This is a genomic window from Collinsella aerofaciens (genome assembly GCF_964283865.1).
Lineage (GTDB): Bacteria > Actinomycetota > Coriobacteriia > Coriobacteriales > Coriobacteriaceae > Collinsella.
In genome coordinates this window covers 1-14,792 of record NZ_CAXYLS010000012.1, presented here as the reverse complement: position 1 = coordinate 14,792, position 14,792 = coordinate 1, and the positions used below count along the sequence as shown (strand labels likewise).

The 14,792-nt window shown below is 58.7% G+C and carries 16 protein-coding genes; 7 read left to right on the top strand and 9 right to left on the bottom strand.

Annotated features, from left to right (window positions below):
- Window positions 1-41 precede the first annotated feature (41 nt).
- Window positions 42-1,352, bottom strand: a complete 1,311-nt coding sequence (locus tag ACRX4W_RS07080; RefSeq protein WP_161115757.1) for an O-acetylhomoserine aminocarboxypropyltransferase/cysteine synthase family protein — start codon at window positions 1,350-1,352, stop codon at window positions 42-44.
- A gap of 273 nt (window positions 1,353-1,625) precedes the next feature.
- Between ACRX4W_RS07080 and ACRX4W_RS07075 the strand changes: the two genes are divergently transcribed.
- The 5 genes from ACRX4W_RS07075 to ACRX4W_RS07055 all read left to right on the top strand — a co-directional run bounded on the left by ACRX4W_RS07075 (window position 1,626) and on the right by ACRX4W_RS07055 (window position 5,150).
- The gene (locus ACRX4W_RS07075; protein ID WP_161115756.1) at window positions 1,626-2,564 is read left to right on the top strand and encodes a LysR family transcriptional regulator; all 939 of its coding nucleotides are present in this window, start codon (window positions 1,626-1,628) and stop codon (window positions 2,562-2,564) included.
- 12 nt (window positions 2,565-2,576) lie between these two features.
- Window positions 2,577-3,113, top strand: a complete 537-nt coding sequence (gene rnhA / locus ACRX4W_RS07070) for a ribonuclease HI (protein ID WP_161115755.1) — start codon at window positions 2,577-2,579, stop codon at window positions 3,111-3,113.
- 75 nt (window positions 3,114-3,188) lie between these two features.
- Window positions 3,189-4,295 (top strand): Gfo/Idh/MocA family protein, encoded by a 1,107-nt coding sequence (locus tag ACRX4W_RS07065; protein ID WP_196032630.1) that lies wholly within the window; start codon window positions 3,189-3,191, stop codon window positions 4,293-4,295.
- Between the two features lie 2 nt (window positions 4,296-4,297).
- Window positions 4,298-4,708 carry an acylphosphatase gene (locus ACRX4W_RS07060; protein WP_432299796.1) on the top strand — a complete coding sequence of 137 codons (411 nt, stop codon included), beginning with the start codon at window positions 4,298-4,300 and terminating at the stop codon, window positions 4,706-4,708.
- A gap of 61 nt (window positions 4,709-4,769) precedes the next feature.
- On the top strand, window positions 4,770-5,150 hold the full coding sequence (locus ACRX4W_RS07055; RefSeq protein WP_192919574.1) for a Fur family transcriptional regulator: 381 nt from the start codon (window positions 4,770-4,772) through the stop codon (window positions 5,148-5,150).
- A gap of 77 nt (window positions 5,151-5,227) precedes the next feature.
- On the opposite strand, the gene ACRX4W_RS07050 is transcribed toward ACRX4W_RS07055, so the two are convergent.
- The 3 genes from ACRX4W_RS07050 to ACRX4W_RS07040 all read right to left on the bottom strand — a co-directional run bounded on the left by ACRX4W_RS07050 (window position 5,228) and on the right by ACRX4W_RS07040 (window position 7,119).
- Window positions 5,228-6,025 (bottom strand): HAD-IIB family hydrolase, encoded by a 798-nt coding sequence (locus tag ACRX4W_RS07050; protein ID WP_161115752.1) that lies wholly within the window; start codon window positions 6,023-6,025, stop codon window positions 5,228-5,230.
- 83 nt (window positions 6,026-6,108) lie between these two features.
- Window positions 6,109-6,687, bottom strand: a complete 579-nt coding sequence (locus tag ACRX4W_RS07045; RefSeq protein WP_052044235.1) for an urease accessory protein UreE — start codon at window positions 6,685-6,687, stop codon at window positions 6,109-6,111.
- 3 nt (window positions 6,688-6,690) lie between these two features.
- Window positions 6,691-7,119 (bottom strand): FKBP-type peptidyl-prolyl cis-trans isomerase, encoded by a 429-nt coding sequence (locus tag ACRX4W_RS07040; RefSeq protein ID WP_035138874.1) that lies wholly within the window; start codon window positions 7,117-7,119, stop codon window positions 6,691-6,693.
- A 120-nt stretch (window positions 7,120-7,239) separates the two neighbouring features.
- Here ACRX4W_RS07040 and ACRX4W_RS07035 point away from each other — a divergent pair, with 120 nt between their 5' ends.
- Both ACRX4W_RS07035 and ACRX4W_RS07030 read left to right on the top strand, forming a co-directional pair.
- Window positions 7,240-8,253, top strand: a complete 1,014-nt coding sequence (locus tag ACRX4W_RS07035) for a dipeptidase (RefSeq protein WP_089572972.1) — start codon at window positions 7,240-7,242, stop codon at window positions 8,251-8,253.
- Window positions 8,254-8,327: 74 nt separating this feature from the next.
- Complete coding sequence (locus ACRX4W_RS07030; protein ID WP_432299792.1) at window positions 8,328-9,104, top strand: M48 family metallopeptidase; 777 nt, start codon at window positions 8,328-8,330, stop codon at window positions 9,102-9,104.
- 6 nt (window positions 9,105-9,110) lie between these two features.
- Here ACRX4W_RS07030 and folB read toward each other — a convergent pair whose 3' ends face one another.
- From folB to nrdD, 5 genes are all read right to left on the bottom strand, one after another.
- Complete coding sequence (folB, locus tag ACRX4W_RS07025) at window positions 9,111-9,596, bottom strand: dihydroneopterin aldolase (RefSeq protein ID WP_055251396.1); 486 nt, start codon at window positions 9,594-9,596, stop codon at window positions 9,111-9,113.
- Window positions 9,597-9,639: 43 nt separating this feature from the next.
- The gene (locus ACRX4W_RS07020; RefSeq protein WP_172622418.1) at window positions 9,640-10,221 is read right to left on the bottom strand and encodes an HD domain-containing protein; all 582 of its coding nucleotides are present in this window, start codon (window positions 10,219-10,221) and stop codon (window positions 9,640-9,642) included.
- 2 nt (window positions 10,222-10,223) lie between these two features.
- A complete protein-coding gene (gene folE, locus ACRX4W_RS07015) occupies window positions 10,224-10,781 on the bottom strand; it encodes a GTP cyclohydrolase I FolE (RefSeq protein ID WP_022094399.1) in 558 nt (185 codons plus the stop codon).
- A gap of 66 nt (window positions 10,782-10,847) precedes the next feature.
- Window positions 10,848-11,429, bottom strand: a complete 582-nt coding sequence (nrdG, locus tag ACRX4W_RS07010; protein WP_117842844.1) for an anaerobic ribonucleoside-triphosphate reductase activating protein — start codon at window positions 11,427-11,429, stop codon at window positions 10,848-10,850.
- A 427-nt stretch (window positions 11,430-11,856) separates the two neighbouring features.
- Window positions 11,857-14,079, bottom strand: a complete 2,223-nt coding sequence (nrdD, locus tag ACRX4W_RS07005; protein ID WP_117799019.1) for an anaerobic ribonucleoside-triphosphate reductase — start codon at window positions 14,077-14,079, stop codon at window positions 11,857-11,859.
- Window positions 14,080-14,792: the final 713 nt, after the last annotated feature.

The following is a 14,792-nucleotide window of genomic DNA, read 5'->3' as shown; positions in this document are numbered from 1 at the left end:
TTATACCTATCGAGTCGCAAGGGGTCCTTGCACAAGTCGCCTTACTCGTCCAGCGCGGCGAAGGCCTGCTTCAGATCCCAAATGATATCCTCGGCGTTCTCGGTACCGATGGAAAGACGGATCGTGGAGGGCGTGATGTTCTGCTCGGCGAGCTCCTCGGCAGAGAGCTGGGAGTGCGTGGTGGTAGCCGGGTGCACGACGAGCGACTTGACGTCGGCCACGTTGGCGAGCAGCGAGAACACCTGCAGATGATCGATGAACTTCCAAGCTGCCTCCTGGCCACCCTTAATCTCAAAGGTAAAGATCGAGGCACCGCCACGGGGGAAGTACTTCTGATAGAGCTCGTGATCGGGGTGCTCAGGCAGGCTCGGGTGGTTCACCTTGGCGACGTGGCTGTCACCAGCCAGGAACTCAACGACCTTCTTGGTGTTCTCGACATGACGGTCAACGCGCAGCGACAGAGTCTCGGTGCCCTGGAGCAGGACCCAGGCGTTGAACGGACTGATGCAAGCGCCCTCGTCACGCAGCAGGATAGCGCGGACATAGGTTGCAAAGGCGGCGGGACCGGCAGCCTCGGCAAACGAGACACCGTGGTAGGAGGGGTTGGGCTCAGCAATCTGGGCGTACTTTCCGCTCGCCTTCCAATCGAAGTTACCGCCGTCGACGATCACACCGCCCAGCGAGGTGCCGTGGCCGCCGATGAACTTGGTTGCGGAGTGGACGACGATATTGGCACCATGCTCCAGCGGACGGAGCAGATACGGGGTGCCGAAGGTGTTGTCGACGACAACCGGCAGACCGTGCTTCTTGGCGATCTCGGAGATGGCGTCGATGTTGGGGATGTCGGAGTTGGGGTTGCCGAGCGTCTCGAGATAGATGACCGTGGTGTTGTCCTTGATGGCACCCTCGACCTCTTCAAGGTTATGGGCATCGACAAACGTGGTCTCGACGCCAAACTGGGAGAGCGTATGCTCCAGCAGGTTGTAGGAGCCACCGTAGATGGTCTTCTGAGCCACCACGTGGTCACCGGCCTGGGCAAGAGCCTGCAGGGTATAGGTGATGGCAGCAGCACCGGAGGCGACGGCAAGACCTGCCACGCCACCCTCGAGGGCGGCGATACGGTCCTCGAAGACGCCCTGGGTGGAGTTGGTCAGACGGCCGTAGATGTTACCGGCGTCGGCAAGACCAAAGCGGTCGGCGGCGTGCTGGGAGTTGCGGAACACATAGCTCGTGGTCTGGTAGATAGGCACGGCGCGGGAGTCGGATGCAGGATCGGCGCTCTCCTGGCCAACGTGCAGCTGCAGGGTATCGAAACCAAAGGTGTGCTCGGGGTTGTTGATAAACTGGCTCATGATGATCTCCTTGATCGAACAAAAGTAATAAGAGTAAGAGAAGTGAGTCGCTGTCTCCTGATCACGCCGACGGGCGCAAACAGGAGCCCGGCATTCGTCTTGGTAAGCAATTCATATGCGGGCCTCCTTTCGCATCCCGGTTCCGTAGTTGGCTTAATTACCTACCGTCTTTGTGTGTTTTGAATAGTACGAGCATTGTTTTCCTCGGTCAATCACTTTAAAGCGCTAACCTGTTATCGGTTTTATAGATAACACTCGAAAGGACGGGCGCCGATGACCCTCCAACAGCTTCGCTTTTTGATCGCCGTGGCAGAGTCCGGTTCGATCAACGCCGCAGCCCAGCGCCTCTATACGGCACAGTCCAATATCTCCAATGCCGTCAAAAGCCTGGAGCAGGAACTTCATATCGAAATCTTTACGCGCTCCAGCCGCGGTGTTGCACTCACCAACGACGGCACCGAGCTTTTGGGTTATGCACGCCAGGTCGTAGAGCAGGCCGACATGCTCGAGGCCCGCTACGAGGACGGCGGTACCCCGCAAGCCCGCCTCGCCATTTCCGCCCAACACTACGCCTTTTCGGTCGAGGCCTTTGTCAACGTAGTCGAGCGCTGCCGCGACAGCAAGTTCGAGTTCATCATGCGCGAGACCACCACAGCGCAGATTATCGACGACGTGCGCGCGTTTCGCAGCGATATCGGCATCCTCTATCTGGATGACTTTAATACCCGTGTCTTGCAGAAGGCCTTTACCGATGCCCGAGCGAGCTTTCATCCCCTCTTTGATGCAAAAGTCCACGTGTTCGTCAGCGAACGCCACCCGCTCGCACGCCGTTCGCAGCTGTCCCTTGCCGACCTCACGCCCTATACGCGCTACAGCTTTGAGCAAGGCACCTCGAACTCCTTCTATTACGCCGAGGAACCGTTTAGCTATATTCCCTGCAACCGCAATATCCGCGTATCCGACCGCGGGACGCTCACCAACCTGCTTATCACCTCGAACGGCTATGCGCTGTCGACCGGCGTACTCTCCAGCGAAATGCAGTGGGGCATGGCCTCGATCCCCCTGGCAGACGCCCCGACGATGCATGTGGGCTACATCATGCATGACGACCGCAAGCCCTCTCCCCTCTTGCAGCAATACCTCGACGAGCTCAACCGCATCATCCATGCCAACCAACTGTCGGAAGACGGGGTAGAAATCGTAGATTGCTAGCCCCCGGCGGGCATGGCGCTACAATGGTCACTCACGCGAAACGTACCCAACGAAAGGAACCATGTGAAGGTCATCATCTATACCGACGGCTCGGCCCGATCAAATCCGGGACGCGGCGGCTACGGCGCCGTGCTCAAATACACCAACCCCGCCGGCAAGACCTTCACCTCTGAGCTTTCGCGCGGCTACGCCAAGACCACCAACAACCGCATGGAGCTCATGGCCGTTATCGTGGCACTCGAGGCGCTCAACCGCCCCTGCGACGTCGAAGTCCATTCCGATTCGCAGTACGTCGTTAACGCCTTCAACAAGCACTGGATTGACGGATGGAAAAAACGCGGCTGGAAGACCGCCAACAAGCAGCCCGTCAAGAACCGCGATCTGTGGGAGCGCCTACTCACCGCAAAGAGCAAGCACAAGGTTGAGTTCATCTGGGTTAAGGGTCACGCCGGCCATGAGCTCAACGAGCGCTGCGACGAGCTCGCCACCACGGCGGCCGACGGCAGCAACCTCGATATCGACACCGGCTTTAACGAGAGCGACCTGTAACGGCGTTTTCGTACGCTATTTCCTGCCCCTTCGCGCTACACTCATCCTGTAAACCGAACGGCACGAGGGGGATACATGCTGCGTATAGCGACCATCGGCACATCCATGATTACCGACGACTTTATCCAGGTCGTCAACGCCAACGACCAAGCCGCGTTTGTGGGCACGCTCTCGCGCGATGCCAATCGCGGTGCTGCCTTTACCGCCGAGCGCGGTGGCGAGCGAAACTTTACTTCACTCGATGAGCTCGCGGCAGCCGCCGACGTCGACGCCGTCTATATCGGCAGCCCCAACGCACTTCACTACGAGCAGGCCCTTGCCTGCATCGCCGGTGGCAAGCACGTCATCGTCGAGAAGCCCTTCTGCGCCACCGAGGCGCAAGCGCTGGAAGTCTTCCGCGCTGCCGAGGCAGCAGGTGTCGTGGCCCTCGAGGCCATGCGTCCCCTCCACGATCCCGCCTTCCACGCCATCGAGGACGCCCTGGGTGAGATCGCCCCCATCCGCCGCGCCTCATTGCGCTTTGGAAAATATTCCTCGCGCTACAACGAGATTCTCGCGGGACGCGCCACCAATATCTTCGACTGCAATATGGCCTCGGGTTCCCTCATGGATATTGGCGTCTACACCGTCGAGCCCATGGTCGAGATTTTCGGCATGCCCTCCGGCCTTACGAGCATGACCACCCTGCTCGATCCCACCACGCGACAGCTCACGCACGGCCCCATCGACGGCTGCGGTTCCATCCTCGCCAGCTACGGCGGTGGCCGTATCTCCGTCGAGCTCGCGCACTCCAAAATTACGAATGACCTGCTGCCCTCGCAGATCGAAGGCGAGCGTGGCACTATCCAGATCGACCATCTGTCCACGCCCCGCAACGTCCGCATCGACTATCGCGGCGACGTCGTACGCGGCTCGGCGACCGAGGCGCCGCGCGAACAGGGCGACAACGGCCGCGTGCTCGACCTGCCCAAATCGAGCAACACTATGGAATACGAACTCACAGACTTCATCACCGCCATCGGCGGCATCGATAACGTCAAGGAAGAGATTTGGGAGACCCCGGCGGGACGCCACGAGCTTGGCCACTACCGCGATGTCACACTCGTCTCACTACGCATCATGGATGCCGTGCGCCAGCAGGCCGGCATTACCTTCCCGGCCGACGCAGGCAAGCAGGCATAGCGATGGGCCTCTTCGATACGTTCTTCTCCAGCGTCACCGGCGGCAGTCGAGAGCCTCAAAAACCATCAAACGTCGAGCTCGAGCTGCGCCGCAGGCTTACTGTGCTCGCAAGCGACGAGGCCACTCAAGACACTCCCCTGCGCTATTTCCTGCGCTGGGAGGGGCAAGTCCAAGGCGTTGGTTTTCGCTTTACCAACACCAACCTCGCGCAGACACGCGCACTCACCGGCTGGGTGCGTAACATGGAAGACGGCTCAGTCGAGATGGAGATACAGGGAGCTCCGGCAAATATCCTATCTCATCTCGAGGCGCTTCATGCCTCCTACGAGCGCATGGGAACGCGTTTTCGCCTCATAGACGCTCAGGCCCGAGCCCCACTTGCCAATGAAGACGGTTTCAGTCCTCATTATTAGTATTGTGTGCTAAATACGGTATTATTTACCTACGACCGTTGATAGAAAAGAGGCGAGGCGCATGGCGGTGCAAAGAAGGAATACCAGGCAGCGAAAGCTGGTTCTTGACGCCGTGCGCCAAAGCTATAACCATCCCACCGCCGACGAAATCTACAACGCCGTGCGCGCGCAGGATGACAAAATCAGCCGCGGTACGGTCTACCGCAATCTCAATCTCTTGGCCGACGCCGGCGAGATCCTCTCCATCAAGACGCCGGGCGGCAGCCGCTTCGATCGCACGATCGAGCCGCATGCGCATATCATCTGCACCTCGTGCAGCCGCGTCATCGACGTACCGCTCCCCTTCGATGCCCAGCTCGACGCCAAAGCGTCCGAGCAAATCGGCTGGCACGTCACGTCGCACTACACCATCTTCGAGGGTCTCTGCCCCGACTGCCGGTAGATGTTCGGGACATGCCTTAAAATCCACCTTTCCGCGCTTTGCAGCAAACAGTACATTTCTAGGCATGTCCCGAAAACCTACTCGGCGAGCAGGCGGTGCAGTTCTTCTTCGACCGTGTGCACGTAACGGACGCGATCGTTGATACCGCGCATGGTGGGGTTGCAGCTCTCCATCAGATAGGGATGGCCCACGACGTTGAGCATGTCGCGATCGTTCTCATTGTCGCCAAATGCCATCATCTCATCGGGCGAAATCCCCAGGACACGACCGTAATCGACAAGCGCGGAGCCCTTGCCCGAACCGAAACCGATAAGGTCCGTCCATGCGGTTCCTGACGTCATCACATCGACACGGTCGCCAAAGAGGCGCTCGAAATACTCCCGGGCCGCCGGATAATCCACCTCGGGCGTCTGGAAGCCAATCTTAATGACATCCTCGTCGATGTCCTCGGGACGGTCGACCACCGCCACATCGCAGTGGACCACATAGCGCAAATGGTCGACGAACGCATCGTTGCCGCTCATGGTGTAGATGTGCCCCTCACACGAAAGGGTCATGTCGGTATGGGGATACGCAACCACGGTATTCGCGATAACCATAGCAAGGCTACGCTCCATGGAACGCTTGACGACGGCACGCCCCTCGCTCATCACCAGGGTTCCGTTTTCGCATACATAGGCGAGCTCATCGGCCACCGGGGCAAACAGGTAGCGCAAGCTCGCATATTGACGGCCACTCGCCGGCATAAACACGATACCACGACGATGCAGCTCATCGATAAGCTCAAAGGCCTCGGAACGCAGCTCGCGCTCCCCCGGATGCAGCAACGTGCCGTCCAAATCGCATGCAATCAGTTTGATTCCCTCAAGACCCATATGCTTCCCCCAAAGCCTCATATCAACAGCAAGACGGACCTTGATCGGTCGCCCCTCAAAGCCCGTCTTGCGCATACGCGCGCTTAGCCGCGCGCCTTTTTTACGATGGTAAAGTCGGGAGCCATGCTCACGACGACCTCCGCCGCACTCGACGCAAAGCGCCGGTCCGCATCGAGTTCACGGGTAACCAGCGAGAGCCGAACACCCTCGACACCCCGGAGCATGCGGCCCAAAACAGGCTGCACCGGCGTATACATGCGCACAGTATGCTCGTCCGAGTCGCCCCGGAAGAGCGGCGCATGCATGTTGCCGATCTCCCAGCACGAATGCGCGAGCGCAATCGGGTCCATGCGGTCAACTTCGACCAAATAAACCTCGGCGCTGCGCAAGCGCACGACAACCGCCACGGGCACCATGCCCGAACGGTCAATGGCGAGCACGTCGCCGTCGGCAAGACGACCGCCGTCGGCAGTATCCAGCCGAACATCGACCGTGCGCCCCAGCTCCGTCACGCCCACAAACGCGTATACATCAGCCTGGTCCCAATCGAGCAGCAGATCGTCAACTTCAAAGACGCCGCCCAACTTCCGGCGAAGCAGGAGTTCATAGGACGGATCGTTGAGATTTCCCAAGCATGTCGTCGAAACCAAGCGTTCAGGCATACTCTAACCCTCGACCTCGACGAGCTCGATATCAAAGTTGAGGTCCTTACCGGCCAGCTCGTGGTTGGCGTCGAGCGTCACGGCCTCGGGCGTTACATCGATGACCACGGCGGGGACGGGCATACCGCTCGGCGTGGACAAGAAGAGCTTCATGCCCTTCTCAATCTGCTCGATGTTGGGAACCTGTTCGGCCGGGAAGGTCAGAACCATCTCGGGATTGTGCTCGCCGTAGGCATCGGCAGCAGGAATGTGCACGGTCTTCTTCTCACCCACCTGCATGTCGACAACAGCGGCGTCGAAGCCCTTGATCATCTGGCCGGCGCCGCAGGTGAACTCCAGCGGCTCACCGCGATCGTAGGAGCTATCGAACTGCGTGCCGTCGTCGAGCGTGCCGCGATAATGAGTCTTGACCTTCTTGCCCTGGTTGGACATGGAAACCTCCGTGATAAGGGCGGCGCACAACACGGGCCGCCATGAACATATGGCGCTAACTATACCCTAGTCATACAATTCAATGACAGTTTGCAAAGAAACGCTGCAACCGGAGGAACCATGGCATATCCCGTATTTGACCTACACTGCGACACTGCCGACCGAATCGGCTGGGCCACGCTCGATCTCGACCTGCGCTTTACCGCCGGCACCGACGGTTATTTCCCCGGCGACGAAACGCATCCGCAAGATTTCGACCTCATCGAGGGTAACGCCTGTGCCATCTCGCTCGCAAAGATCGGCAACACGCCGTGGGCACAGTGCTTCGCCACGTTTGTCCCCGACGAGATTCCCACCGCCCACGCCGCGCGCTTCCAGGCGCAGATCATGGCGCATATGAGCGGCCAGGCAATGCTCAACCACGACCGTATGGTCAACGTGCGCAGCGCCGCAGACATTCGCCCCGCGCTCAAGGACGGCAAGGTCGCTTGCATCCACACCATCGAAAACGCCACGTTCTTTGCCGAGGACCCCGCGCTGATCGAGGTGCTCAAGAGCCTGGGCGTGCTTATGTCGTCACTCAGCTGGAACGCGCAGGGACCGCTCGCGAGCGGCCACGACACCCACGCCGGCCTCACCGCCGCCGGCATCGAGGCGCTTACGCAGATGGAGCACGCCGGCATGGTGCTCGACGTCTCCCACCTCAACGATGAGTGCTTTGACGAGGTCGCCGCCCGCGCCACGCGTCCCTTCGTCGCCAGCCACTCCAACTCCCGTGCGGTTTGCGGCGCCAAACGCAACCTTACCGACGACCAGTTCCGCACCATTCGCGACATGGGTGGCATCGTCGGCCTCAACTACTGCAGCGAGTTCCTTTCCAACGACGCAACCGACAAGACCGCCGCAGACGTCACCTTCGACCAGCTGGCGGCGCATATCGAGCACTGGCTCGACCTGGGCGGCGAGGACGTCATCGCGCTCGGCGGCGACTGGGACGGCGCCACGGTGCCCGCTTTCCTCTCCGATGCCAGCAAGATGCCCGAGTTCCAGAACATGCTTTCCAAGCATTTTGGCAAGACCGTGATGCAAAAGCTCTGCAGCGACAACGCGCTTGCCTTCTTCGAGCGTTATTAATTTCGCATCCCTTGAGCGGGCCGGCATGCCGAGCGGTCGACATGCCGGCCCGTCCCCAATCTGAAGGATCACATTTGACGCAGCAATTTACGATTTCCGTACCCCGACCGGATGGAACGCTCATCCCCGTCGTCGTTACCAAAAAGCGCGTCAAGAACTTTAACCTACGCGTCACATCGAGCGGCGAGGTCCACGCCAGCGCACCGCTCGGCGCCAGCCGCGAGCGCATCGAAGCGTTTGTGAAGCGCAACAGCGCCTGGATTATCAGCCGACTTGCCCAACGTGAGCAACGTCAGGCGACAGCGCGAGAGCCGCTCAGCCCCTCGTCCATCATTGCACTTTGGGGCAAGCCCATCACGGTACAGGACGCACTCGATCACAACTTTGCATCGCCCGCACCGCGACCCAAGCAGGCCACCTTCGCAAGTTTTATGAGTACCGACGAATCGGACGAAAGCCCACAGGCCAAGCGGCGCGCAATCCTCGACGGCCTAACGTCCGACGAGCTCCAAGCCCACATCGACCAGCTCTACGCGTCCGAGGTCACCGCAGCGCTACGCGACATCGTGCACGCGTACGAAATCGCAATGGGCGTCACCGTGGCCCGCGTCTCCGTGCGCAGCATGAAAACGCGTTGGGGCTCCTGCACGCCCAAAACCGGCGCCATTCGCATCGCGCGCGAGCTCGCCGCCCACCCTGTCGAATGCCTCGACATGGTTGTCGCCCACGAGCTCGTCCATCTGCTCGAGCCGAGCCACAATCAGCGCTTTCACGCCCTGCTCGACACGTACTGTCCCAACAATAGAGCACTGTCTCAGCGGCTCAAGCAGCCACCCCTCAACAAGCTCTAGCGTCGACTAGCGCACGCGCTCGATCTCGACGCCGCAGCTTGCCAGGGGCAGGCCAACAGGAGCCCACGGCTTATCGAGCTTTATGCGCACACCAAGCAGCGAGGGATAACGGCGCAGCAGCATCTGGGCTGTCCCCTCGGCTGCCGCCTCGATGAGCTTAAACGTATGCTCGCGCAGATAGCCATCGACATCGTGGCACACCGAGCCGTAGTCAATCGAGGCGTCCAGGTTATCGTGCTCCCCCGCCGCGCGCAGGTCGGCATAGAGCACCAGAGAAACGATGAACTTCTGACCCAGCGCGTTCTCCTCGGGATACACGCCATGGTTGGCAAAAACCTCCAGGCCGTCAATGACAATACGATCGGCATGGCGCAAATCGTCATAGCTCACGTGAGGCACCGCCGTTGCGGTGGATATTTCGCCCCTTCCACGGCGGGCGAGCTCGGCGCCTTCGGTCTTGGTTGCATTCTCGGGCAGTTTCTTGTTACTCAACGCGATCGTCTCCTTCGTTTAGAACCCCGACCGCGCAAACTAACTACACGCGAATCGACAGGTTCTTTTTATCATCGCTCCAGTTGCAAGCGTTGCGCGCGGGGCATGCAAAGCAGGCACGCGACGCTTTGTCGGCTGCATAGAGCAGACGCTCAAGCGGTTGGCTGTTCACGCGCAGCTTTCGATGGCCCAGAATGGCCGTCTTAATGGCTGCGGCATCGGCCGGCTCAAACGCCACGTCATCGGGCATGCCGCCGAGAATCGCATCAGCGACGCGTTCGCTTGCAACATCATGGGATATACCCGATTCATACTGTTCATCTTTGCCGATATCGTGAAGAAGTGCTGTGGCGTAGATGACCTCGCGGTCAAATTCGAGCTGCTCCTCGAGATTCTTGATCCACATAATGCGCGCGACATCGAGCAGATGGTCAATACCGTGGCGGCAGAAGATGCGCCCCGATTCCAACTGTACGATGTTGCCCAGGTGCCGCCGGAACAGCCCGTTGGCACAAATGTAATCAATGCGAGGCATGGCACCAAAGGGGGCCAGGCCCGAAGCCATAAAGCCGCGACGCGACGTCCCCTCATCGGTCTTCGATGTAAAGTCGTTGACGACTCTCATGGTTAGCGGCCCAGCATCCTAAAGAAACGCTCCTCGAGCGCGGGATCGGTCTCAAAGACGCCGCGGCGAGCAAGCGTCACGGTCTTGGTGCCGGGCTTTTGCACGCCACGCATCGTCATGCACATATGCTCGGCCTCCATCAACACAATCGCTCCCTGGGGAGCGAGATAATCCATGAGGGCATCGGCAACCTGTGCGCACAGTTGCTCCTGCAGCTGCAGACGGCGGGCATAAACCTCAACCGTGCGGGCGAGCTTGGAAAGCCCAGCCACCCGACCGTTAGGGATATAACCAATGGCGGCCTTGCCATAAAACGGCAGCAGATGATGTTCGCACAGCGAGTAGAACGTGATGTCGCGCTCGATAACCAAATCGTTCGAAGCGACGGCAAAGGTTTTGGACAGGTGTTCCTCGGCACTCTGGTCCATACCGCCGGCGATCTCACCATACATACGGGCAACGCGCGCCGGGGTCTCCAGCAGGCCCTCACGAGTTGGGTCCTCGCCTATGCCCTCAAGCAACAGCTTAATGGCGGCCTCGACTTTTTCCTGATCGACCATCTGGGCCTCACTTTTCCGATTTCACGTTCGCTCTATGGTACCACGCCCTCCGGCATCGACCACAAGCTACATAGTATGGGTCGAATAGACCGGATCATCACGCCATAGTTCAACCGCATCACAAAGCGCAACGCCCTCGCGCTCAGCACGGGCGCGCGTAGCGTTCATATCGATCACGCGCTGGTTGCTCGAGCCCCTAAAGCGCAACGAGATATCGTACAAATCTTGAACAAACGGGCCGTCCACCAACATGTCGAGACAGGCAAGGATGCGGTCCGTGACCTCGGTATGGTGGCGGCCTCCCGGCATAAGCTCCTCGAGCACATCGCCGGTAAAACACCAAATAGTCTTCCCCGACTCCACCGGGTAAGCCGCGCGCACGCGCTCAATGAAATCAACGAGCCCCGCCTGATTCTCGGGCTCCATAGGCTCGCCGCCCAGAATCGTCAGACCATCGATAAAGGGATGATCGAGGCTCTCGATAATCTTGTCCTCGACGGCACGATCGAACGGCTCACCCGCAGCAAAGTCCCACGCGACAGAGTTAAAGCAATTCTTGCACCCACGACGGCACCCGCTCACAAACAGAGAAGTACGAACACCTTCCCCATCAGCAATGTCGAAATACTTAATGTTCGCGTAGTTCATAGGTAACTCTCCCGGGAGGCCGGGACATATCATCCCGTCCTCAAACATTCTCGGCCTTCGGCCTGCGAAACTGCGGGCGGGACGATATGTCCCGGCCTCATGCAAAGGGTAACTCAATGAACGAAGCGAACATCGAGTATAGGGTTCGAGGTCTAATAAAAACTGGGTTGCGGCTCAACCGCCATCGCAAGTAAATCGCAGCTGCAGCTCGAATTATTTCCGCTAAGAACTTCGAGGAGTGAGCAGACCGCGCGCTGCATCTCAGCTACGTCAACTTGGCTGAGCCGAGAGGGCCGCTTGGGCTTTTGCTCGATATGAGTTCCGCACGCAAAGAAGGCCACTTAATGTGGCCTTCGTCTTGCGCAGGACTGTCCGAAATAGCGAGCAAATGCCCAAGCGGCCCTCTCGGTTCAGCCCCGGAGCGGTATTAGAGATGCAGCACGCGGTCGCGGATCTCCTCGGTTCGACCCTGGTTCCAGAACTGGGTACCGATGTAGCCGCACGTGCGACGGGCGACATTCATCTTCTCCTGGTCACGATTGCCGCAGCTGGGGCACTCCCACACCAGCTTACCGTCATCCTCGACAATCTTGATCTCGCCATCGTAGCCGCACACCTGGCAATAATCGCTCTTGGTGTTGAGCTCGGCGTACATGATGTTGTCGTAGATGTACTGCATCACGCGGATGACAGCCTTGAGGTTGTCCTGCATGTTGGGAACCTCGACGTAGGAGATGGCACCGCCCGGCGAAAGCTGCTGGAACATGCCCTCGAACTTGAGCTTGTCGAATGCGTCGATCTCCTCGGACACGTGGACGTGGTAGCTGTTGGTGATGTAGCCCTTGTCCGTCACGCCCGGGATGATGCCAAAACGACGCTGCAGGCACTTGGCGAACTTGTAGGTCGTCGACTCAAGCGGGGTACCGTACAGCGAGAAATCGATATCGCTTTCGGCCTTCCACTCGGCGCACTTGTCGTTCATGCGCTGCATGACGGCCATGGCAAAGGGCGTGCCCTCCTTCTCGGTGTGGCTGTGGCCCGTCATGTACTTGACGCACTCATACAGGCCGGCATACCCCAGGCTGATGGTGGAATAGCCGCCCACGAGCAGCTTGTCGATCGTCTCGCCCTTCTTCAGACGAGCGAGGGCGCCGTACTGCCACAAAATCGGTGCAGCGTCAGAAAGCGTGCCCATCAGGCGCTCATGACGGCACAGCAGGGCACGGTGGCACAGCTCAAGGCGCTCGTCGAAGATCTTCCAGAACTTGTCCATGTCCTGATGCGAGCTCAGCGCGACATCGGGCAGGTTGATGGTCACAACACCCTGGTTAAAGCGGCCATAGTACTTAGGTTTGGTCGGGTCATAATTCAGCGCGTTGGCGACATTGTTAAAGCCGTTGCCCGAGCGGTCAGGCGTCAGGAAACTGCGGCAACCCATGCAGGTGTAGCAATCGCCGTTGCCAGCGGTCTCGCCCTTCGACAGCTTGAGCTCGCGCATCTTCTTCTCGGAGATGTAATCGGGCACCATGCGCTTGGCGGTACACTTGGCAGCCAGCTGGGTCAGGTAGAAGTACGGGGAATTCTCGTGAACGTTATCGTCCTCGAGTACATAGATAAGCTTGGGGAATGCCGGGGTAATCCACACACCGGCTTCGTTCTTAACGCCCTCATAGCGTTGACGAAGCGTCTCCTCCACGATCATGGCAAGGTCGTGCTTCTCCTGGGGCGTACGGGCCTCATTGAGATACATAAAGACCGTCACGAACGGCGCCTGGCCATTGGTGGTCATAAGGGTCACGACCTGATACTGAATCGTCTGGACGCCGCGACGGATCTCATCGCGCAGACGGTCCTCAACGACCTCACGGACCTTTTCGGCAGATGCCGAAACACCGAGCTCCTCAAGCTCGCGAGCGACCTCGCCGCGAATCTTTTGACGGCTCACCTCAACAAACGGGGCAAGATGGGTCAGCGAAATAGACTGGCCGCCGTACTGGGAGGAAGCAACCTGGGCGATAATCTGCGTCGCGATGTTGCAGGCAGTCGAGAAGCTGTGCGGCTTCTCGATCAGCGTGCCCGAGATAACGGTGCCGTTCTGAAGCATATCCTCCAGGTTCACCAGGTCGCAGTTATGCATGTGCTGGGCAAAGTAGTCGGAATCGTGGAAGTGGATCAGGCCCTCGTTGTGGGCATCCACGATCTCCTGGGGCAGCAGCACGCGCTGAGTCAGGTCCTTGGAAATCTCGCCGGCCATGTAGTCGCGCTGAACGGAGTTGACGGTCGGGTTCTTGTTAGAGTTCTCCTGCTTGACCTCTTCGTTATTGCACTCGATCAGCGACAGAATCTTGTCGTCGGTCGTGTTCTTCTGGCGCTTCAGGCTCTGGACATAGCGATAGATGATGTAGTGGCGGGCGACCTCGTAGCAGTCGAGACGCATGATCTCGTCCTCGACCAAATCCTGGATCTCCTCGACCGAAACGGTGTGGCCCGCGTTCTCGCATGCCTCGGCGACGTTTTGCGCCGCATAAACCACCTGGCGGTCGGTTAGACGAGAGCTCTCCTCGACCTCCAAGTTTGCGGCGCGAATCGCATTGACAATCTTATCGATGTCAAAGACAACCTCGGTGCCGCTGCGCTTGATGATCTTCATCCTCTTGCCTCTTTCGCGTCGTAGTCTCATTGCGCTTCAGAGCCAAACGATGCCCGGCAGGGCTTGCCCCTGTCTTGCGGCGCCGTCGCGCAATCTGTGTTCTCGATAAACCATAGGTCCTCATGCGGACAATCCTCGCGGCCGATCAAGCGGCTCAAAGATCTATCCAAATGGGGCAAATAAGGTCCTCGTTCTCTGTCCGCCATCTATCATACGACAAAGAGGCACCTATATCCTGTATTCTTTTTTTAGTTCAAACACAACATATAGTGTTTCAGCAGGTCAAAGCAATTGGTCATTTTGCAGACGCATTAATTATGAGGGGTTCTTGGCAAGTCGGTAAAACGTTACCAACACGGCTACCTGCATGGCAGTTATAAAACCCCCTTAGTCAAGCCGCTGACAAATCCTACCAAAACCAAGCCGCTCACGCCAAAAGAATCCAAAAGATTATGCTTGACCAACATGTTGCGGTCGTGCCTTGCCGAGCCCCATGTAACCGCGGCACGAATCCTTGAAAGATATGTGTATGCAAACAGAGAAGATGAGAGTTTTCTCGGATGGCTACTGAGAAGCATCCCAGAAGATCAAAAACTCGAAATTTGGTGACGTATTTGGCGACCCATTTGGCGAGCAAAATCAAAACCACCCCTAAAAGGGGTGGTTTGCTCTTAGGGTATAACCCTTGGATTTCCGGCACGCGTCTAAAGGCG